At 67.2% G+C, this 19,199-nt stretch carries 20 protein-coding genes; 12 read left to right on the plus strand and 8 right to left on the minus strand.

Features of this window, described 5'->3' with window-relative positions; translation table 11 throughout:
• The 8 genes from AC3IFE_RS15025 to AC3IFE_RS15060 form a co-directional block, all read left to right on the plus strand.
• Positions 1-364 (plus strand): ATP-binding protein (locus AC3IFE_RS15025; protein WP_489190974.1); only part of this gene is annotated, 364 nt, incomplete at its 5' end.
• Between the two features lie 1,003 nt (positions 365-1,367).
• On the plus strand, positions 1,368-2,486 hold the full coding sequence (locus AC3IFE_RS15030) for a branched-chain amino acid ABC transporter substrate-binding protein (RefSeq protein WP_489190976.1): 1,119 nt from the start codon (positions 1,368-1,370) through the stop codon (positions 2,484-2,486).
• A gap of 182 nt (positions 2,487-2,668) precedes the next feature.
• Positions 2,669-3,595: a high-affinity branched-chain amino acid ABC transporter permease LivH gene (gene livH / locus AC3IFE_RS15035; RefSeq protein ID WP_089470354.1), complete on the plus strand. Its 927-nt coding sequence runs from the start codon at positions 2,669-2,671 to the stop codon at positions 3,593-3,595.
• An 11-nt stretch (positions 3,596-3,606) separates the two neighbouring features.
• Positions 3,607-4,878: a high-affinity branched-chain amino acid ABC transporter permease LivM gene (locus tag AC3IFE_RS15040; RefSeq protein ID WP_489190978.1), complete on the plus strand. Its 1,272-nt coding sequence runs from the start codon at positions 3,607-3,609 to the stop codon at positions 4,876-4,878.
• A complete protein-coding gene (gene livG / locus AC3IFE_RS15045; RefSeq protein ID WP_089470352.1) occupies positions 4,875-5,648 on the plus strand; it encodes a high-affinity branched-chain amino acid ABC transporter ATP-binding protein LivG in 774 nt (257 codons plus the stop codon). The genes AC3IFE_RS15040 and livG overlap by 4 nt, the downstream gene beginning before the upstream one ends.
• Positions 5,648-6,349: an ABC transporter ATP-binding protein gene (locus AC3IFE_RS15050; RefSeq protein WP_489190980.1), complete on the plus strand. Its 702-nt coding sequence runs from the start codon at positions 5,648-5,650 to the stop codon at positions 6,347-6,349. The genes livG and AC3IFE_RS15050 overlap by 1 nt, the downstream gene beginning before the upstream one ends.
• A 329-nt stretch (positions 6,350-6,678) precedes the next feature.
• Positions 6,679-7,323 (plus strand): DUF2878 domain-containing protein, encoded by a 645-nt coding sequence (locus AC3IFE_RS15055; RefSeq protein ID WP_489190981.1) that lies wholly within the window; start codon positions 6,679-6,681, stop codon positions 7,321-7,323.
• Between the two features lie 224 nt (positions 7,324-7,547).
• Positions 7,548-7,898 carry a VOC family protein gene (locus AC3IFE_RS15060; protein WP_301738289.1) on the plus strand — a complete coding sequence of 117 codons (351 nt, stop codon included), beginning with the start codon at positions 7,548-7,550 and terminating at the stop codon, positions 7,896-7,898.
• Between the two features lie 30 nt (positions 7,899-7,928).
• Here AC3IFE_RS15060 and AC3IFE_RS15065 read toward each other — a convergent pair whose 3' ends face one another.
• The 3 genes from AC3IFE_RS15065 to AC3IFE_RS15075 all read right to left on the minus strand — a co-directional run bounded on the left by AC3IFE_RS15065 (position 7,929) and on the right by AC3IFE_RS15075 (position 10,289).
• A complete protein-coding gene (locus AC3IFE_RS15065) occupies positions 7,929-8,336 on the minus strand; it encodes a DUF2000 domain-containing protein (protein WP_089470348.1) in 408 nt (135 codons plus the stop codon).
• Positions 8,337-8,380: 44 nt separating this feature from the next.
• Positions 8,381-9,238, minus strand: coding sequence for a helix-turn-helix domain-containing protein (locus AC3IFE_RS15070; protein ID WP_489190982.1), 858 nt, complete (start codon positions 9,236-9,238; stop codon positions 8,381-8,383).
• A gap of 73 nt (positions 9,239-9,311) precedes the next feature.
• Positions 9,312-10,289, minus strand: coding sequence for an AraC family transcriptional regulator (locus AC3IFE_RS15075; protein ID WP_089470346.1), 978 nt, complete (start codon positions 10,287-10,289; stop codon positions 9,312-9,314).
• 41 nt (positions 10,290-10,330) lie between these two features.
• On the opposite strand from AC3IFE_RS15075, the gene AC3IFE_RS15080 reads away from it, so the two are divergent.
• Complete coding sequence (locus AC3IFE_RS15080; RefSeq protein ID WP_301738287.1) at positions 10,331-11,080, plus strand: SDR family oxidoreductase; 750 nt, start codon at positions 10,331-10,333, stop codon at positions 11,078-11,080.
• A gap of 73 nt (positions 11,081-11,153) precedes the next feature.
• On the opposite strand, the gene AC3IFE_RS15085 is transcribed toward AC3IFE_RS15080, so the two are convergent.
• On the minus strand, positions 11,154-12,455 hold the full coding sequence (locus tag AC3IFE_RS15085; RefSeq protein WP_489190985.1) for an aspartate aminotransferase family protein: 1,302 nt from the start codon (positions 12,453-12,455) through the stop codon (positions 11,154-11,156).
• A 76-nt stretch (positions 12,456-12,531) separates the two neighbouring features.
• Here AC3IFE_RS15085 and AC3IFE_RS15090 point away from each other — a divergent pair, with 76 nt between their 5' ends.
• A complete protein-coding gene (locus tag AC3IFE_RS15090; RefSeq protein WP_489190987.1) occupies positions 12,532-13,416 on the plus strand; it encodes a LysR family transcriptional regulator in 885 nt (294 codons plus the stop codon).
• A 13-nt stretch (positions 13,417-13,429) separates the two neighbouring features.
• Here the strand turns inward: AC3IFE_RS15090 and AC3IFE_RS15095 are convergent, their stop codons facing one another.
• Genes AC3IFE_RS15095 through AC3IFE_RS15110 form a run of 4 tightly spaced genes read right to left on the minus strand, consistent with a single transcriptional unit; the run spans position 13,430 to position 17,584 of the window.
• Positions 13,430-14,863, minus strand: a complete 1,434-nt coding sequence (locus tag AC3IFE_RS15095; protein WP_489190988.1) for an isochorismate synthase — start codon at positions 14,861-14,863, stop codon at positions 13,430-13,432.
• Positions 14,860-15,165, minus strand: a complete 306-nt coding sequence (locus AC3IFE_RS15100) for an isochorismate lyase (protein ID WP_059640806.1) — start codon at positions 15,163-15,165, stop codon at positions 14,860-14,862. Before AC3IFE_RS15100 ends, AC3IFE_RS15095 begins: the two co-directional genes overlap by 4 nt.
• Positions 15,162-15,935, minus strand: coding sequence for a thioesterase II family protein (locus tag AC3IFE_RS15105; protein ID WP_489190990.1), 774 nt, complete (start codon positions 15,933-15,935; stop codon positions 15,162-15,164). Before AC3IFE_RS15105 ends, AC3IFE_RS15100 begins: the two co-directional genes overlap by 4 nt.
• The gene (locus AC3IFE_RS15110; protein ID WP_489190991.1) at positions 15,932-17,584 is read right to left on the minus strand and encodes a (2,3-dihydroxybenzoyl)adenylate synthase; all 1,653 of its coding nucleotides are present in this window, start codon (positions 17,582-17,584) and stop codon (positions 15,932-15,934) included. The genes AC3IFE_RS15105 and AC3IFE_RS15110 overlap by 4 nt, the downstream gene beginning before the upstream one ends.
• A 217-nt stretch (positions 17,585-17,801) precedes the next feature.
• On the opposite strand from AC3IFE_RS15110, the gene AC3IFE_RS15115 reads away from it, so the two are divergent.
• On the plus strand, positions 17,802-18,743 hold the full coding sequence (locus tag AC3IFE_RS15115; protein WP_089470339.1) for a helix-turn-helix transcriptional regulator: 942 nt from the start codon (positions 17,802-17,804) through the stop codon (positions 18,741-18,743).
• 123 nt (positions 18,744-18,866) lie between these two features.
• Positions 18,867-19,199, plus strand: a 333-nt coding sequence (locus tag AC3IFE_RS15120) for a phosphopantetheine-binding protein (RefSeq protein WP_489190992.1), incomplete at its 3' end; no start/stop codon positions are given.

Genomic DNA, 19,199 nt, shown 5'->3' on the forward strand with positions numbered 1-19,199 from the left:
CCAAAATCTCCAACTGCCCTCGATGCTCGGCAAGCTGGACCGCTTCGACCTGATCATCCTCGATGACCTATCGTACGTGCGCAAGGACCAGGCCGAAACGAGCGTGCTGTTCGAGCTGATTGCCGAGCGGTACGAGCGTCGCAGTCTGCTGATCACGGCCAATCAGCCGTTCTCGGGCTGGAACGACGTGTTCCCCGATCCGTCGATGACGGTCGCCGCGATTGACCGGCTGGTGCATCACTCCACCATCTTTGAACTGAACGTCGAAAGCTACCGCCGTCGCAATGCCAGCGACAACAAGCGTCCGCGGCGGCGACAATTACCCGAAACCGAACAGGAGGAAACGACAATTACAGAAACCTGACTAACGACAATTACCCCATCCAACCGGCCAAGGTAATTGACGCTCGACCGGCCAAAGTAGTTGACGATCTACACATTGGCACCGGCCGATCGATCGGTCAGCGCATCGTGTCCTGAAGCATGGGAAGCAGAAACAGAAAACGCGCAAGCGATTGCGGCGGTGGCGGAAGACAGGCGGATAGGGCAATTCATGGGCGATTCGAATCAGGTGATGTGCATTGAACAAAACGGCAGATCACTGGCTGGCGGCTGGGCGACTAGGGGAGCGTCGAAGCGGCCCTGAAGCGACTGCGAGGCGTGGCGAGCGCGACTTGCAGGGAGGCTGGCTGGATTGCGGAAGCGAATTCGTATTATTTCATGAAAATATCAAAAATCTTTCAACGTGTTTAGATTCGTCCGGTAAACAGAAAGATTTACCGCTTCGCCGAGCGCCCCGTCCCGGTGCGTGCTGCCGCAATCATCAGTCGATTGATTTGCAGCGACCGTGCTCTCGGTAGCCCGAAAAATACAAAACCGAGAACCGCCCATCGCCAAACACCAAGCCCAGCAAGGAACCAACCCCGATCCCCCTACCGAATAGCAACCCGATTGCACCCAAATCACCCGCCCCGCTTCCCCAAGGTTGCGCCCCCATCGCCACCCACCCATCTCAAAACCCTACGTGTTTTCCCTCGGTCGACAGGCATTTTTGACAGACAATTGAAAAACGCCCATATAATTTCAGTTGCCTTGCCAACAGCTGTCGGACCATCCCTCCGAACGAGCGATTTGGCAAGCGGGGCAGGCGAAACGCTTGCGCAATGCAAGACGCATCACGATGTCTTTCCGAACCAGACGTCCCCTTCGGGGACTGCAAGAGCCGGGCCCCGCTACGCAACATTCCGCTGGAGTTCCGTCTTTTATGTGTCTCGGGCGTGTCCCAAGTCCTCGCCCCGGGTGCTGTTCGATTGCGCAAGTCATGCCGCCTTTGCCCGTATGACTAAACAACATCGAGGAGCTCCCAGATGACGCTGTCCCGTCTTACGTCCATTTCCGTCGCCGCCGTGCTGTTCGCCGCCGGCGCCGCCGCCGCGCAAGCGGAAACCGTGAAGATCGCCATCGCCGGTCCGATGAGCGGCTCGGTCGCCCAATACGGCGACATGGTGAAAGCCGGCGCGCTGACCGCGATCGAACAGATCAACGCGGCAGGCGGTGCGGGCGGCAACAAGTTCGAAGTCGTGCTGATGGACGACGCGTGCGAACCGAAGCAGGCCGTCGCCGTCGCCAACAAGATCGTCAGCCAGAAGATCAAGTACGTGATCGGCCACGTGTGTTCGGGTTCGACGATTCCCGCATCCGACATCTACGAGAACGAAGGCATCGTGATGGTCACGCCGTCGGCCACCGCGCCGCAGCTGACGGAAGGCAAGAAGCGCCACTTCATCTTCCGCACGATCGGCCGTGACGACCAGCAAGGCCCGGCCGCCGCGCACTACATCATCAACAACGTGAAGCCGAAGAAGGTCGCGGTCCTGCACGACAAGCAGTCGTACGGCCAGGGCATCGCGTCGTCGGTGAAGAAGGACCTCGAAGCCGCGAAGATCCCGGTCGTGCTGTTCGAAGGCATCAATGCCGGCGATTCGGACTACTCCGCGATCATCACGAAGCTGAAGTCGCAAGGCGTCGATTTCGTCTACTTCGGCGGCTACCACCCGGAAATGGGCCTGCTGATGCGCCAGGCGCGCGAGCAGGGCGTGAAGGCGACGTTCATGGGCCCTGAAGGCGTGGGCAACAAGGACGTGACGGCGATCGCCGGCCCGGCTTCGGAAGGCATGCTCGTCACGCTGCCGGCCGACTTCTCGGCCGATCCGGCCAACGCGGCGCTCGTGAAGGCGTTCGCGGACAAGAAGCGCGACGCGAACGGCCCGTTCCAGATGCCGGCGTACGCAGCGGTGAAGATCATCGCCGACTCGATCGCGGGCGCGAAGACGACCGACCCGACGAAGGTCGCCGCGTACATGCACAAGACGACGTTCGACACGCCGATCGGCAAGGTCGCGTATGACGCGCAGGGCGACCTGAAGGCGTTCAAGTTCGTTGTCTACACGTGGCACAAGGACGCGACGAAGACCGCCGCCAAGTAATACGGAGTACCCGCCCGCGCGCCCGCCCTGTCCGAAACCCGGACGGGGCGGGTGCGTATTGGTCGCGCCTCTGACCCATGCGCGCCAAAGAGCGGCCCGAGACGACACCGTGCGTTGCGCGTGGCCGACCGCCGTGATCCGGCGACGGCATGCGACGCAGCGCCAACGGGAGCTTCCCGCACATGACTGACTTCTTTCCCCAATTCGCCCAGCAACTGGTCAACGGCCTGACGCTGGGTGCGATCTATGCGCTGATCGCCATCGGCTATTCGATGGTCTACGGCATCATCGGCATGATCAACTTCGCCCACGGCGAGATCTACATGATCGGCGCGTACGTGGGCCTCGTGACCCTCACGGCGATCGGCATCTCCGCCGGCTATCCGCTGCCGCTCGTGCTCGGCGCCGCGCTGATCGTGTCGGTGATCGTCACCGGCCTGTACGGCTTCGCGGTCGAGCGCGTCGCGTATCGCCCGCTGCGCGGCGGCCCGCGCCTCGTGCCGCTGATCTCCGCGATCGGCATGTCGATCTTCCTGCAGAACTACGTACAGATCGGCCAGGGCGCGCGCGACGTGTCCGTGCCGATCCTGATCTCCGGCGCATTCGACATCCCGCTCGGCGGCAACTTCGACGTGACGATCCCGTATGCGCGTCTGCTGATCGTCGGCGTGACGCTCGTGCTGATGATCGCGCTCACGCTGTTTATCTCGCATTCGCGGATGGGCCGCGCGTGCCGCGCGTGCGCCGAGGACATGAAGATGGCGAACCTGCTCGGCATCGACACGAACCGCGTGATCTCGTTCACGTTCGTGCTCGGCGCGATGCTGGCGGCCGTCGGCGGCGTGCTGATCGGGCTGACGATCGGCAAGCTGAATCCATATATCGGCTTCGTCGCGGGCATCAAGGCGTTCACCGCCGCGGTGCTCGGCGGGATCGGCAGCATTCCGGGCGCGATGCTCGGCGGCGTGCTGCTGGGCCTCGCCGAAACCTTCGCTGCAGGTTACATGCCGGCCGAGTACAAGGACGTGGTCGCGTTCGGCCTGCTCGTGCTGATCCTGCTCTTCCGCCCGACCGGCCTGCTCGGCAAGTCGGACATCGAAAAGGTTTGAGGGAGACGCAGATGAGTCAAGTCATTTCCGTTCGCCGCCCGGCCGCCGACGCGTCGGTCGGCCAGGCGCTGAAAAATGCGGTGGCCGCCGCGTTCCTGACGGCGATCCTCACGATTCCGGTGCTCGGGCTGCAACTGAAGCTCGACGGCTATCAGGTGGTGCTGACGCCGCACTGGCGCCCGGTATGGATCGCGGTCGCGGCCGTGTTCCTGTTCCAGTTGTTCAAGCCGTGGCTCGTGCGCGCGAAATCGGCGGTGAAGCTGCCGGCGATGCCCGCGATGGGCGCGCAGCAGCAGCGCGTGATCATCTGGGTGCTGCTCGCCGTGGGTCTCGTATGGCCGTTCTTCGGCTCGCGCGGCGCGGTGGATGTCGCGACGCTCGCGCTGATCTACGTGATCCTCGGCCTCGGACTGAACATCGTCGTCGGCTTCGCGGGGCTGCTGGATCTCGGCTATGTCGGGTTCTACGCGGTCGGCGGCTATACGTACGCGATGCTGAACCAGTATTTCGGGCTGTCGTTCTGGGAATGCCTGCCGATCGCGGCGATCGCCGCGGCGACGTTCGGCTTCCTGCTCGGCTTCCCGGTGCTGCGTTTGCGCGGCGACTATCTGGCGATCGTCACGCTCGGCTTCGGCGAAATCATCCGCCTGCTCGCGAACAATCTGACGAGCCTCACCGGCGGCCCGGACGGCATCTCGAGCATTCCGAAGCCGACGGTGTTCGGATTCGAGATGGCGCGCTCGGCGAGCGTCGAAGGCGCGAAGACCTTCCACGAACTGATCGGGCTGGAATACAGCGGCGAGCACATGGTGATCTTCCTGTACCTGATCGCGCTGGTGCTGGTCGGCTTCACGCTGTTCGTGACGAGCCGCCTGATCCGCATGCCGATGGGCCGCGCGTGGGAAGCGCTGCGCGACGACGAAATCGCGTGCCGTTCGCTCGGCCTGAACCCGACGCGCATCAAGCTGTCGGCGTTCACGCTCGGCGCGGCGTTCGCGGGCATCGGCGGCGCGTTCTTCGCCGCGCGTCAGGGCCTCGTGAATCCCGAATCGTTCACCTTCATCGAATCGGCGCTGATCCTCGCGATCGTCGTGCTCGGCGGGATGGGCTCGCAGCTCGGCGTGATTCTCGCGGCGATCCTGCTGACCGTGCTGCCGGAAGTCGCGCGCGGGTTCGCCGAGTACCGGATGCTGATCTTCGGGCTGGTGATGGTATTGATGATGATGTGGCGTCCGCAGGGCCTGCTGCCCGCGAGCCGTCCTCACGTGGAGTTGCCGCAATGAGCGCGAATGCAGAACTGTTGAAGGTCGCCGGGCTGCAGATGCGCTTCGGCGGGTTGCTCGCGGTGGACGGTATCGATTTCGACGTGCGCCGCGACGAGGTGTTCGCGATCATCGGGCCGAACGGCGCGGGCAAGACCACGGTGTTCAACTGCGTCGGCGGCTTCTACAAGCCGACCGGCGGCGACGTCGTGCTCGACGGTCATGCGATCGCGGGGCTGCCGAGCCACCAGATCGCGTTGAAGGGTCTGGTGCGCACGTTCCAGAACATCCGCTTGTTCAAGTCGCTGACGGTCGTCGAGAACCTGCTGGTCGCGCAGCATCGCAAGGTGAAGGCCGGGCTGCTGCACGGCCTGTTCGCGACGCCCGCGTATCGTCACGCGGAGAAGGAAGCGCTCGAACGCGCGGCGGTGTGGCTCGACCGGATGGGGCTGACGTCGGTCGCCAACCGGCCGGCCGGCACGCTGTCGTACGGGCACCAGCGGCGTCTGGAGATCGCGCGCTGCATGATCACCGAGCCGCGCCTCCTGATGCTCGACGAGCCGGCGGCCGGCCTCAACCCGCAGGAAAAGATCGAGCTGCAACACCTGATCGACAAACTGCGCCGCGAGTTCGGCGTATCGGTGCTGCTGATCGAACACGACATGAGCCTCGTGATGGGCGTGTCCGACCGCATCCTCGTGATGGAGCACGGCCGGCCGATCGTGATCGGCACGCCGGAAGCGGTCCGCAACGACCCGCGCGTGATCAACGCGTATCTGGGGGAAGAGTGATGCTGAAGCTGGAACAGGTCCATACGCACTACGGCGCGGTCGAGGCGCTCGCGGGCGTGTCGATCGACGTGAACAAGGGCGAGATCGTCACGCTGATCGGCAGCAACGGCGCCGGCAAGACGACGCTGATGATGACGGTATGCGGCACGCCGCGCGCGTCGTCGGGCCGCGTGCTGTTCGAGGGCAACGACATCACCGCGATGTCGACGCACCAGATCATGCGGCAGGGGATGGCGATTTCGCCGGAAGGGCGGCGCGTGTTCCCGAGCCTGACGGTGCTCGAGAACCTGAAGATGGGCGGCTTCTTCGCGAGCCGTCATGAAATCGACGACGGCATCGAGCACGTGTTCAAGCTGTTTCCGCGTTTGAAGGAGCGCGCGGCGCAGCGGGCCGGCACGATGTCGGGCGGCGAGCAGCAGATGCTCGCGATCGGCCGTGCGCTGATGAGCAAGCCGCGTTTGCTGCTGCTCGACGAACCGACGCTCGGCCTCGCGCCGCTCGTGATCGCGCAGATCTTCGACATCATCCGGACGATCCGAGACGAAGGCGTCACGGTGTTCCTCGTCGAGCAGAACGCGAACAAGGCGCTCGGTGTGGCCGATCGCGGCTACGTGCTCGAAACGGGACGCGTGGTGCTGGCCGACACGGGCGCGAACCTGCTCGCGAACGATCGCATCAAGCAGGCGTATCTCGGCGGGTGATCGACGGGAAGCCGCCGGCCTGCAATGGGCCGGCGGCGGTGTTGATCTCGTCTGGTGACGCTTTGAACCCGGATTTGCGGGAAGCGTGTAGCCGATCCGCACCGATCGAGGCCGGACGTGATCCGTGCCACGAAATACGTCGCGATTGGCCGCACCGCCGCTGAAGCGCGCGCGGTATTCGACGCAGCGGACATATTAGGTACCCGCCTCCAATCCCGGCCTCCATCCTTGACTACAGGCGAGCCTCGTCCACAATGACAGTGATCAATGTAACGATTGCGCGCTGTCCGTGGCATATATGCGCAGTCGGGAAAACGGAGGAGACACGTATGAACGACTCGACAACGCAGGCGGGCGTGGAATTCGGATCCGCGGGTTACAGGGCTGTGATTTGCGTACTGCTCGCCGGACTGGGACTGTTCAGTTTCGGCGACTATTTCTATCACGTGCGCCATGGTTTGGTCACCTACAACGTCGGGCCATTCGTCGATGGCCAATCCGTACTCGTCTGGCCGGTCTTCATCGCCGGTGTCGCGCTGATACTGGCCGTCACGTCGCTCTTCACGCGGCATGCGACGCCAGCGTCGTTCTCTAAGCTGGTGTTGCCGTTCGCGATGGTTCACGCGGCATACTTTTCCTCCGGGGTCTGGGGCGTTTCCCGTCCGACCGAACTGACGTGGGCGCTTGTCGCATTGTGGGTCGTGCGTATCGCCTTGACGTCCGAATACCGGGCGCAAACCGTCGTCGTGTCCTTGCTGCTCGCCGTATGTGGTCCCTTTGCGGAAGGACTTGTCTCGAGGTGGGGCTTCTTCGACTATGCACCGGCGCTCAAACAGGTTTTCGGCGTTCCATACTGGTTGGCCGGCGTGTACCTGAACGGCGGCCCGCTTGCCGTCATGGCCGCGCGGTGGGTCCGGACCGGCGGCCTGCCTCGGGCGAATCCCGCGAGCTTGTCACACAGGACGACGGCGTAGCGGCATCGGTAGAACGAATCGCCTGTCACGTCACGCTGCGCGATGTTCATGCCGAGGCCGCGGTTCATGCATTCGCACGTGATCGTCACGCTCGACCGGGTGCCGATGAGCAAGCCGCGTTTGCCGTTGCCCGACGAACCGATGCCCGGCCGCGCACCGCTCGTGATCGCGCCGGCTTCGATCGTAGTCAATTCGGCGCTATCCTCGCTTCGCGGAGGCCACCGATGAAAGTCAAACGAATCGTCGCCAACATCGACACACGCTCCATCGACGAAGCAAAGCGCTTCTATCAGCACATCTTCGGCCTCGACCTGCTGATGGACCACGGCTGGATCGCGACCTACGGCAATGCCGAGCGGATGGACGTGCAGATCAGTTTCGCGTCGCACGGCGGGTCGGGCACGCCGACGCCCGATCTGTCGATCGAGGTCGACGATCTCGATGAAGCGCTCGCGCGCGTTCATGCGGCCGGCGTGCCCGTCGAATACGGCCCGGCCGACGAACCGTGGGGCGTGCGGCGCTTCTACGTGCGCGACCCGTTCGGCAAGCTCGTCAACGTGCTCGCGCATCGCTGAGCCGCGACGGCGAGCCGGGCACGCCGGCGTTCACGCATGCAATGCCAGCCCCTTCACCGCCTTGTCGACGGCCTTCTTGGGCCCGTGCAACGCCAGGCCGACCAGATCGGGATGGTCCGCATCCTCGGCGCGGAACGCCGCGCGGTTGGCCGCATCGTGCCCGGTCGAGAACATCGCGCGCACGTAGGGCACGATCGTCAGCTCGCGCGACAGCGCCTGCCGGTGCGCGGCCTGCAATCCGTTCAAGTCGGCGGCGAACACCATCATCGGCTGGCCGAGCATCCGGCCGTAGCGGCGGCCTGCCGCATCCTCGTAAGGCTCGCCGAGTGCGTCGGGCGCACCAGCCGCGACGCCCGTCGCGAGAAACGCGACCACGTTGAGTTTCTGCCATGCGGCGAGATCGTCGCGCACGATCAGCGCTACTTTGGTATCGAACATGCTTGCTCCTGGTTGGAGCGCCGATGATCCGATGCCGCGCGCGATCAGTCTGGAACGTTTGTGCAGAGTTGCCGGTACGCGGCCGGCGTGATCCGGTACGCGCGGCGGAACCAGCGGCCGAGGTGGCTCTGGTCCGCGAAGCCGACGTCGGCGGCCGCCTGCGCGGGCGTGCGGCCGGCGGCCAGCAGCTTTCGCGCGGCGCGCAGCCGCAAGCGCACGAGGTACGCGTGCGGCGACGTGCCGAACGCGCGCTGGAACATCCGCGTGAGCCGGAACCGGTCGATGCCGGCCACGCTCGCGAGTTCGTCGAGGCCGATGTTGCCGTCCATGTGTTCGTGCAGCAGGTCGCGCACGCGTGCGATCGCGGGCGGCACGACGCCGCTTTCCAGCGCGAGCGGGCGGCCCAGCTGGCTGCCGAGCCGCATCAGCAGGCGGTCGAGCGTCTGGTCGCGCGCGAGGCGGCCTTCGTTGTCGTGGATCGCGAAGAACGCGTTCCGGATCGCGTCGACGAGCCCGCGATCGTCGACGAGCGTATGGCCGAACGTGGCTTCGACGCTGCCGAGGCCCGGCAGGTCGAGCCGGCGCGCGGCGCGCTCGACCCACGCCTGCGGCAGGTACAGCATCCCGTACGTGAAGCCGCCGGCTTCGGGCGCGTGGCCGTCGTGCATCGCGCCCGGCTCGATCAGGATCGCGCGGCCCGGCACGCTCGTATGCAGCGAGCGGTGGCACTGGAAGCGCTGCACGCCCTGTTCGGTGAAGCCGACGAGCATGTCGTCGTGATCGTGTGCATCGTATGCATGGCCGTTGAAATGCGCGTGCAGGCTTTCGATGCCGGTGTCCGCATCGCGGCGCGCGACGAGCCAGTGGTCGGTCGTGCCGACGGTGTTGGCATCCGTCGTCATCGGGCGCCTCGAGCGTCGTCGTTGCGTGACGGAACGTGTACGCAGGTGGCCGAACGGGGAGAGCGCGTGCGGTTCATGCTTCGCTCACCGCCGCCTGTTCGTCACGCGCGTATTGCGCGGGCGGCCGGCCGACGTGTCGCGTGAACGCGACGCTGAAGGTGCTCGCCGAGCTGTAACCGACGCGCGCCGCGATTTCCGCGATGCGCGCTTCGTTGCGGCGGAGCAGATCCTTCGCGAGCGCCATGCGCCACGTGAGCAGGTATTCCATCGGCGCGACGCCGACCGCGCGGCTGAAGCGCTCGAAGAACGTCGAGCGCGACAGCGCGGCTTCCTTCGCGAGCTCGACGATCGTCCACGGGTGCGCGGGGCGTTCATGCATCCGGCGCAGCGCGGCGGCGAGGCGGCTGTCGGCGAGCCCGCGCACGAGGCCGGGCGACGCGTGCGTGCCGGTCGTGAACCGCATCGCCTCGATCAGCAGCACTTCCAGCAGGCGCGCCAGCACGATCTCGCGGGCAGGCCGCTGCGCGCGCGATTCGTCCCGCACCAGTTGCACGAGCGTGGTCAGCCGCGGCTCGCCGCGTACGTGCACGAAGCGCGGCAGCAGCGACACCAGCAGCGATGCATCGGGGGAACCGAAGCTGCAGTTGCCGGCCATCAGCCGCGTGTCGACCGGGTTCGCGGGATCGCCGATCCGGTATTCGCCGGGGGCGAGCATGACGGGCGGCGCGGTGTCGACGCCCGGCGGCGGCGGTTCGAGGCTCGACATCGCCACGCCGTAGACCGCCGGAATCAGCATGAAATCGCCGGCCAGCAGCTCGATCGGCGCATGCCCGTCGATCGCGATCCGGCAGCCGCCGTCAAGGACCGCGCAATAGAACGGCTCGCCGGCGACCGTGCGGTTGATCGCCCACGGGCTCGCGCCGCGCACGTACTTCGAGTAACGCGCGCCCGGTTGCAGCAGCGTCACGACTTCGGTCAGCGGGTCGATCATTGCCGGACTCTCGCAAAAGAAAAGCGGATTGTCGATTGTAGCGAATACGGTTGCCGCCATCTATCGTACGAACACATGCTCAACACATCCGAGGAGTTCGCATGAAGACCGTACTGATTACCGGCTGTTCCTCCGGCTTCGGCCTCGAAATCGCGCGCCATTTCCTGGCGCGTGACTGGCAGGTCGTCGCGACGATGCGTAAGCCGACCGACGACGTGCTGCCGCCGTCGGAGCGCCTGCGCGTGCTGCCGCTCGACGTGACGAACGCGGACAGCATTCGCGCCGCGATCGACGCTGCCGGCCCGATCGACGTGCTCGTCAACAACGCGGGCTTCGGCGCGGCCTCGCCGGCCGAGCTCATGCCGCTCGATACGGTGCGCGCGCTGTTCGACACCAACACGATCGGCACGATCGCGGTGACGCAGGCCGTGCTGCCGCAGTTTCGCGCGCGCGGCGCCGGCGTGGTCGTGAACGTCACGTCGAGCGTCACGCTCAAGGCATTGCCGCTCGTCAGCGCATATCGCGCGAGCAAGGCGGCGGTGAATGCGTTTACCGAATCGATGGCGGTCGAACTCGAGCCGTTCGGCGTGCGCGCGCATCTCGTGCTGCCGGGTCGCGCGCCCGACACGCGTTTCTCGGACAACGCACGGGGCAACATGCACGGCTTCGAACACGAAGCGTATGCGGACTTCGTCGGCAAGGCCGTGGCGCGGATGCTCGATGCGTCGGGGCCGATCACGCATGCGCAGGACGTCGCCGAAGCCGTGTGGCGCGCGGCGACCGATCCGTCGAGCCCGATGCGGATGCCTGCCGGCGCCGACGCGCACGCGTGGGCGGCGGAAGCGGGTTGAGCGAGCGTCAATCCGCCACGCCGGCCGGTTGAGCCGGCGCGGTGGATCGCGTGAGGGCGAGAACGGCGTTACGTTACAGCGCGCGCTTGATCGCCTGCTCCAGCAGCGACAGGCCGAGGTCGATCTCGTCTTCGCCGACGGTCAGCGGCGGCGCGATCCGGAACACGCCGCCCATGCCGGGCAACTGCACGATGTTCATGCTGAGCCCGAGATTCATGCATTCGCGCGTGATCTTCGCGCCGAGCCCGTCCGCCGGCTCTTTTGTGCGGCGATCCTTGACGATCTCGACGCCGAGCAACAGGCCGCGCCCGCGCACGTCGCCGATGCAGTCGAAGCGCTCCATCAGGTCGAGCAGGCCGCGCCGCAGCCGGTCGCCCATCGTGTTCGCGCGCGCGACGAGGCCGTCGCGTTGCACGACGTCGAGCACGCGCAGGCCGACCGCGGCCGGCAGCGGGTCGGACACGTGCGTCGTGTAGAACAGGTAGCCGAGTTCGTGCGCGCGTTCCTCGATCGCCGCGGACGTGACCATCGCCGCGAGCGGCAGTCCGGCGCCGAGCGTCTTCGACAGCGTCAGGATGTCGGGCGTCACGCCATCGCGCTGGCACGCGAACATCGTGCCGGTGCGGCCGACGCCCGTCTGCGCCTCGTCGAGGATCAACAGCATCCCGCGCGCCTCGCACTTGCGCTTGAGCGCGGCCATATAGCCTGCCGGCAGCTCGATGATCCCGCCCGAACTGAGGATCGGCTCCGCGATGAACGCGGCGAGGTTGCCGCTCGACTGGCGGTCGATCAGGTCGAACGCGTAGTCGAGTTCGGCGAGCGGGTCGTACGCGCCGTTGCGCTCGAAGCGCGGCCGGTACGCGAAAGGCGCCGGAATCGCGAACGAGCCGACCGAAGCCGGCCCGACGCCCTTGCGGCCCGCGCTGTACGTGGCCGACGCGGCGGCGCCCGTCATCCCGTGCCACGACTGCGCGAAGCCGACGATCTCGTACTTGCCGGTGACGAGCTTCGCCATCCGGATCGCCGCCTCGTTCGATTCCGCGCCGGTGCTGAGCAGCAGCGCGCGGTCGAGCCCGGCGGGCGTGACGTCGGCGAGCCGCGTCGCGAGTTCGACGACCGGCCGCGACAGCATCCCGCTGAACAGGTGATCGAGCTTGCCCGCGTATTCGCCGATCACGGACACGATCTCCGGATGGCTGTGGCCGAGCACCGCGCTCATCTGGCCCGACGTGAAATCGAGGATCGCGCGGCCGTCGGCGTCGTAGACGAAGCTGCCTTTCGCGCGCTCGACGATCATCGGCTCGAACGTGCCGCCGTAGCGGACCAGGTGCTGCCTGGCGTTGCGCCAGAAGGTTGCGTCGTCGTTCAGGGACATCGGGCTTCTCCGGCAAAGGGCAGGGATCGCTTGCAGTCTAGGCGCGCGTCTGGTTTGATGGAAACGAATAGTTCTAATGCAAGCTAGAAAAGAGGCTAATACCTTGGCGCTTTCGCTCGAAATCGATCTGCTGCGCTCGTTCGTCATGATCGCCGAGGTGCGCGCGTTGAGCCGCGCGGCCGCGCGCGTCGGCCGCACGCAATCCGCGCTCAGTCAGCAGATGAAGCGGCTGGAAGAGGCCGTCGACCAGCCGCTGTTCCAGCGCACCGGCCGCGGCGTGGTGCTCACGCATCCGGGCGAGCGGCTGCTCGTGCATGCGCAGCGCATCCTGCGGCTGCACGACGAGGCGATGGCCGACCTGTGCGGCACGGGGCTGTCGGGGACGATCCGGTTCGGGTGCCCGGACGATTACGCGCAAGTGTGGCTGCCGTCGCTGCTGCGGCAGTTTTCGAGTCAGCATCCGCAGGCGATCGTCGAGGTCGTGTGCGGGCCGACGCCGCGGTTGATCGAACACCTGGAGAAGCGCGCGGTCGATCTGGCGTTGATTTCCGTGCCGGACGACGGCGCGACCGGCGACATCATTCGGCGCGAGCAACTGGTGTGGATCGGCTATCCGGGGCTCGAGCCCGCGCATTTCGATCCGCTGCCGCTGGCGTTGTCCGACCGCGATACGCTCGATCACCTGGCGGCGTGCGACGCGTTGAACCGCGCCGGCCGCGACTATCGCGTCGCATATGCGAGCAGCAGCCTCGCCGGGCTGATCGCGCTCGTGCGTTCGGGGCAGGCGTTCGCGGTGATGACGCAGACGGCCGTGCCGGCCGACGTCGCGATCGTCAACGGCGATCCGCACTTGCCGGCGTTGCCGGCCGTGGGCATTACGCTGCGGTTCGGCCGGAAGCGGCCTTCGCACCTGACGGCCGTATTCGCCGACCATATCCGGCAAACGCTGCCGTTGCTTTGACGGGCGACGCGAATCAGTCGACCGTCGACGAGACCGACGTGTGCGTGCGGCCACGCATTTCCGCCGCCGCGTCGCGCACGCGGATCGCCGCCCGCATGCCCGATAGTTTCAGTTCGGTTTCCTGATATTCGTTGACCGGCTCGGAATCGGCGACGATGCCGCAGCCCGCGAACAGCCGGCACGCGCCGCCCACGACCAGCGCGGAGCGCAGCGCGACGATGAAATCGCCGTTGCCGTGCGCGTCGATCCAGCCGATCGGCGCCGCATACCAGCCGCGATCGAAGCCTTCATGCGCACGGATATGGTCGAGCGCCGGTGCGCGCGGATGGCCGGCCACCGCGGGCGTCGGGTGCAGCGCGGCGACGACCTGCAACAGCGTCGCATCCGCGTTCAGCGTCGCGCGGATCGGCGTGCTCAGGTGCTGAAGCTTCGGCAGCCGGTGCAGCGACGGTCGATCGGGCACGTCGAGCGCGCGCGACAGCGGCGCGAGGGCGGCGCGGATCGCGTCGACGACGAGCGCATGTTCGAGCCGCTCCTTCGCGGAAGCCATCAGCGCGTCGCCGAGGGCGCGATCGTCGTCGGGCGTGGCGCCGCGCCGGATCGTGCCGGCCAGCGCATGCGTGCGCACGTCGCCGCTCGCGACACGCGCGAGCCGTTCCGGCGTGGCGCCGACGAAGCACGCGCCGTCGCGGCGGACCGCGAACAGGTGCGCATGCGCGTCGCGCCGCCGCAGCCGGCGCAGCAGCGGCGCGATCGCGACGGGCCGCGCGTACTGCTCGAGCACGTCGCGCGCGAGCACGACCTTGCCGAATGCGCGGTCGTGGATCGCGTCCACCGCACGACGGACTTCGTGCTGCCATTCGCTGGCCTGCAGCGCCTGCGTGTGCAGCAGTTGCGGCGTATCGTCTTCCGCGGCCGGCGCAAGCGCGCCGAGCGATTCGATCCGTGCAAGACACGCATGCGCGAGCGCGGCCGGATCGTCGTGAGCGGCGACGACCTGCTGGCAGACGGCCCAGTGCGCATCGCCTTCGCGCACGATCAGCAGCTTCGCGAGCGTCATGCTCGCATCGAGAAACGGCGCCCAGTGCGCGCTGCGCGGGCCCCGCGAATCGAACCGGAAGCCGCCGATGAGCCGCGGCGGTTGCGGGCCGGCGGTGACCGCGTCGCGCACGAGCGTGCGCCAGCGTGCGTCGATCTGCGCGAAGCGCGTGTCGCCGGCGGCGCTCAGTTCGAGCGCGCAGTCCCAGCCGAACAGCGTGACGGACGCATCGCCGGCTTCGTGGAAGCACCACGGCGTGACGCCGTCGTCCCACGCGGCGATCAGGTCGAAGAAGTCGAGCGCGCGCAGCGGCACCGAGACCGACGCAAGCGTCGGTGTGCCAGTGGCGGCGGCGCGGCGGGCCGCCCGCGCGAACGTGTCGTGCAGCAGCGGAAGGCCGGCGTTCATGCGAGCCCCCGCTGTTGTCGCCAGTATCGGGTTTGCTGCGCGATGTACCACGCGATGAGCTGGGCGAACAGCGTCTCGACGTAGTCGGCATCGAGGCCGGCCTGTTCGGCCCAGCGGCGCCGGTCGGGCAGCATCGCGGCCACCCGCTCCGGCGCGGCGATGCTCGCTTCGTCCGGCTTGAAGCGCGACGCGGCTTTCACGTACTGCATGCGCCGGCCGAGCGCGTCGATGATGTCGGCATCCAGACGATCGATCGCTTCGCGAATGTCGGGAAGCCCCGTGCAGGCGTCCGGTGTTTTCATGTGTACTCCTTTCCGTAACGAAGGGACTGGTCGATCCGTTCGACCAGGTGGGCGATCACCGCCGGGTATTGGTGGCGCAGGTAGAAGTGGTCGCCGTCGAACGTCGCGACGCGGATCGGTCGCGTCGCGACGTCCTGCCATGCATGCGCCTCGGCGCTGTCGAGCTCGGTATCGGCGAGCGGCAGCATCACGCCGAGCGGCGCATCGATGCGCGGCGGACGCTCGCGCCGATACGTTTCGATCGCGCGGTAGTCGTGGCGGATCATCGGCAGGTAGATCGCGCGCATTTCCGGATCGGCGAGCAGCGCGGCGTGTTCGCCGGACAGCCGGGCGACGTCGCCGACGAGCGCGTCGTCGGATTGCAGGTGCAGATCCGACGGGCGCTGGCGATGCGGCGGCGGCAGCGCGGAAACGGCCACGTAAAGCGGCGCGGCGCCGCGCGCCTCGAGCCGCACCGCGACCTCGTACGCGAGCGCCGCGCCGAGGCTGTGCCCGAACAGCACGAGCGGCGCGTGTGCGTAGCGTTGCAGCGCGTCGGCAGCGGGGCCGGCGAGCGCGTCGATCGACTGCAGGCACGGCTCGCCGAAGCGTTCCTCGCGGCCTGGATACTGCAGCGCGAGCAGATCGACGTCCCACGGCAGCGCACGGCTCCAGCCGCGAAAGAAGTTCGCGGTGCCGCCCGCGTGCGGGAAGCAGACGAGCTGCGCGCGCGGGCACGGCGACAGACGCAGCTCGCGAATCCAGTTCGAATCGGATGGGTGCGCGCTCATGCGATGGCCGCCTGCAACTGGCGGCGCAACAGGTCGCGCAGCGATTTCTTGCTGGTCTTGCCGATGCCGGTTTCCGGAAAGCGCGGCATGAACTCGATGCGGTCCGGGATCTTGAAGGCGGCGAGCCCGCGGTCGCGCAGGTAGCGTTTCAGCATCAGTCTGGACGGGGCAGGCGCGCGTGCGACGACGAACGCGCAGGTCCGCTCACCGAGCATCGGGTCGGGCATCGCGACGACCGCCGCGTCGTGCACCTGCGGATGCGCGAGCAACAGGTTCTCCACTTCCTCGGCCGAGACCTTCTCGCCGCCGCGGTTGATCTGATCCTTGTCGCGGCCTTCGACGACGAGGTCGCCGTCCGCGGTGCGCCGCACGCGGTCGCCGCTGCGATAGAAGCCGTCGGCCGTGAACGCCGTCGCGTCGTGCTCCGCGAGCCGGTAGTAGCCGCGGATCGTGTACGGGCCGCGTACCTGCAGTTCGCCGATCTCGCCGGGCGCGACCGGTGCGCCGGCTTCGTCGACGATGCGCACTTCGTCGCCGTCCGACACGGGGCGGCCCTGCGTGTGCGCGATGCGCTCGGGCGCGTCGTCGAGCCGCGTGCAGCAGATGAGCCCTTCGGCCATGCCGAACACCTGCTGCAATCGGCAGCCGAGCACGGGCGTCACGCGTGCGGCCGCGTGGTCCATCAGCCGTGCGCCGCCGACCTGCAGCACGCGCAGGCTCGACAGGTCGGCCTGCCGTTGCGGCTGCTCGTCGAGCCACAGCAGCGCGAGCGGCGGCACGAGCGCGGTATGCGTGACGCGTTCCTGCGCGATCAGCGCGAAGCTTTGATCGGGCTCGGGCCGGGCGGTCGTCACGACCCGGCCGCCCGCAAGCAACGCGCCGATCGTGCCGGGGCAGCACAGCGTGAAGTTGTGCGCCATCGGCAGCGCGGCGAGATAGACGGTGTCGGCGTCGACACCGCTCGCGGCGCTGCACGCGCGCACGTTGTACAGGTATTCGCGATGGCGGCGCGGAATCAGCTTCGGCGTGCCGGTCGTGCCGCCCGACAACTGGAAGCACGCGATGTCGTCGGTGCTTGCCGCGCATTCGAGTACGGGCGGCGCATCGTACAGCGCGTCGAACGACGTGAACGCGTGATCGTCGCCGGCCATCACGACGTGCCCGAGCGTCGGGCAGTCGGCCTGCAACGCGGCCGCGAGCGGCCGGCAGTCGAAATCGCCGAGCTGCGACGCGCCGAGGTACGCACGCGCACCGGCGAAGCGGCAGAACGCGCCGATCTCGTATTGACGATGGGCCGGCAACGCAAGCACGGGCCGCACGCCGAGCTGGAACAGCGCGAAGCACGTCTCGATGAAGCGTGCGCCGTTCGGCAACTGGACGACGGCCGCGTCGCCGCGCGTGAGGCCCAGCCGCGCGAGGCCGCCCGCGAGGCGGCGAATGCGCGCCAGCAGATCGCGATAGCGCAGCCGGAGCGTGCCGTCAACGATGGCGAGCGCGTCGGGATGGCGCTGCACGCACGCGTCGAGCGCGTCGAAGAACGTCATGTCCTGCCAGTAGCCGGCGTCGCGGTAGCGGCGCACGAACTCGTCGGGCCAGTCGGGCGCGTCGGCCGGCACGGCCGCCGCCAGGGAGGAAGGGGAGGATTGCATGCGCTGACCTTGAGCTCCGGCAAGTTGTCAGAAAATGTAAATGAGAGGTATTATCATTTGGAACAGGTGCTGCGATAGCGCCGTTTCTTTTGATATCGCGGCAATTTCGTTCGATCGGGCGCCGGCCGCGCGGCGCCCGGCCGGTCCGGCCGGACAATCGGCCGGTTGCCGCCGGCGCGTGCCGGTCCGCGCGTGCCGCCTAACCAACGGACCTCCGATGAGATCGACCTCCTTCGCTTCGTCACGACGTCACCCGCCGGTGCTCGTGCCCGGCAATCACCCGGGCGTGGTGCACATCGACGCGGGCATGAAACTCATGAGCGGCACGCTGTGCTCGGATAGCCGCGACTGGTACGAGGAGCCGCTCGAAAAAGGGCTGAAGCTCGTCCTCGTGCAGAGCGGGCAATTGCGCTGCCGCGTGCCGGGTCAGCCCGAGCAATGCATCAAGGGGCCGGGCCTGTGCGTGATCGCCAACGACGGCGAATTCACGACGCACCAGATCTACGACCGCGACGTGCCGCTGCGCTACACGATCGTGCAGCTCGGCCTCGACGCGCTCGATCGCAACCTGAGCCTGCTGCCGGAGAAGCTGCTCGCGCCGACGGGCGGCGATCCGCGCATCGTCAGTTGCCCGGCGTCGAAGGCGCTGCAGGCGCTCGCCGTGCAGATCGCCACCTGCCCGTTCGAGGGCGCGGTGCGCGAGTACTACCTGAAGGCGAAGGCGTTCGAGCTGACCGCGCTGAGCGCGCAGTTGCTGGCCACGCAGCGGCAGTCCGCGCCGGCCGACGTGCGCGTCACGTCGTCGGATGTCGAGCGCGTGTACGCGGCAAGCGACATCCTGACGCGCGAACTCCAGCATCCGCCGACGCTCGACGCGCTCGCGGCTCGCGTCGGAATGAATTCGCGCAAGCTGACGGCCGGCTTCCGCAAGGTGTTCGGCACGAGCGTGTACGCATATCTGCAGGAATACCGGCTGCGCACCGCGCACGCGATGCTGTGCGCGGAGGATGCGAACGTGTCGACCGTCGCGTATCGCGTCGGTTACAGCCCCGCGCATTTTTCGATCGCGTTCCGCAAGCGCTACGGCATTTCGCCGAGCGATATCCGCGTGTCGTCGAACGCGATCGACGACCACGAACCGGCGGGCGCGGCGATCTAAAACAACTGACCGGCAGCCTAAAGGAATCGACCGGGCGCATGGGCGTTAATGAGATAGATTCTCATTCACAGGTGGCCGCCGCCGCGCGGAACCACCGCCGAACGACCCATACAAGGCGTGCCCATGAGCCAGACCGTTGTCGATTCCACGACCGACCATTCCGATCCTTCCCGTTGTTCTCCCCCTGACTTTCGCGCGTGGCTCGTTGCGCTGATCGCCGAGCTGCTCGACGAATCCGTCGATGAAATCGCGTCGCTCGACGACGACGAAGACCTGCTGAGCTGCGGCCTCGATTCGATCCGGCTGATGTATTTGCAGACGCGCGTGAACCGGCTCGGCCATGCGCTGACGTTCGACGCGCTCGCGCGCACGCCGACGCTTGGCGCGTGGGCCGCGTTGCTCGCGAATGCGCCGCGTATCGCGCGGCCGGAAGCCGGCGTTGTTGCCGAAGCGGTC

This window comes from Burkholderia sp. APQ4-4ca, from assembly GCF_057837105.1.

Excerpts from the sequence above, each read along its gene's own strand:
- AC3IFE_RS15070 (WP_489190982.1), bottom strand. The coding sequence starts at position 9,238 with ATGACGACGGATGCCAACACCGTCGGCACGACCGACCACTGGCTCGTC.
- AC3IFE_RS15040 (WP_489190978.1), top strand. The coding sequence starts at position 3,607 with ATGAGTCAAGTCATTTCCGTTCGCCGCCCGGCCGCCGACGCGTCGGTC.
- AC3IFE_RS15050 (WP_489190980.1), top strand. The coding sequence starts at position 5,648 with ATGCTGAAGCTGGAACAGGTCCATACGCACTACGGCGCGGTCGAGGCG.
- AC3IFE_RS15110 (WP_489190991.1), bottom strand. The coding sequence starts at position 17,584 with ATGCAATCCTCCCCTTCCTCCCTGGCGGCGGCCGTGCCGGCCGACGCG.
- AC3IFE_RS15095 (WP_489190988.1), bottom strand. The coding sequence starts at position 14,863 with ATGAACGCCGGCCTTCCGCTGCTGCACGACACGTTCGCGCGGGCGGCC.
- AC3IFE_RS15105 (WP_489190990.1), bottom strand. The coding sequence starts at position 15,935 with ATGAGCGCGCACCCATCCGATTCGAACTGGATTCGCGAGCTGCGTCTG.
- AC3IFE_RS15065 (WP_089470348.1), bottom strand. The coding sequence starts at position 8,336 with ATGTTCGATACCAAAGTAGCGCTGATCGTGCGCGACGATCTCGCCGCA.
- livG (WP_089470352.1), top strand. The coding sequence starts at position 4,875 with ATGAGCGCGAATGCAGAACTGTTGAAGGTCGCCGGGCTGCAGATGCGC.
- AC3IFE_RS15080 (WP_301738287.1), top strand. The coding sequence starts at position 10,331 with ATGAAGACCGTACTGATTACCGGCTGTTCCTCCGGCTTCGGCCTCGAA.
- AC3IFE_RS15030 (WP_489190976.1), top strand. The coding sequence starts at position 1,368 with ATGACGCTGTCCCGTCTTACGTCCATTTCCGTCGCCGCCGTGCTGTTC.
- AC3IFE_RS15055 (WP_489190981.1), top strand. The coding sequence starts at position 6,679 with ATGAACGACTCGACAACGCAGGCGGGCGTGGAATTCGGATCCGCGGGT.
- livH (WP_089470354.1), top strand. The coding sequence starts at position 2,669 with ATGACTGACTTCTTTCCCCAATTCGCCCAGCAACTGGTCAACGGCCTG.
- AC3IFE_RS15060 (WP_301738289.1), top strand. The coding sequence starts at position 7,548 with ATGAAAGTCAAACGAATCGTCGCCAACATCGACACACGCTCCATCGAC.
- AC3IFE_RS15100 (WP_059640806.1), bottom strand. The coding sequence starts at position 15,165 with ATGAAAACACCGGACGCCTGCACGGGGCTTCCCGACATTCGCGAAGCG.
- AC3IFE_RS15075 (WP_089470346.1), bottom strand. The coding sequence starts at position 10,289 with ATGGCGGCAACCGTATTCGCTACAATCGACAATCCGCTTTTCTTTTGC.
- AC3IFE_RS15085 (WP_489190985.1), bottom strand. The coding sequence starts at position 12,455 with ATGTCCCTGAACGACGACGCAACCTTCTGGCGCAACGCCAGGCAGCAC.
- AC3IFE_RS15090 (WP_489190987.1), top strand. The coding sequence starts at position 12,532 with ATGCAAGCTAGAAAAGAGGCTAATACCTTGGCGCTTTCGCTCGAAATC.
- AC3IFE_RS15115 (WP_089470339.1), top strand. The coding sequence starts at position 17,802 with ATGAGATCGACCTCCTTCGCTTCGTCACGACGTCACCCGCCGGTGCTC.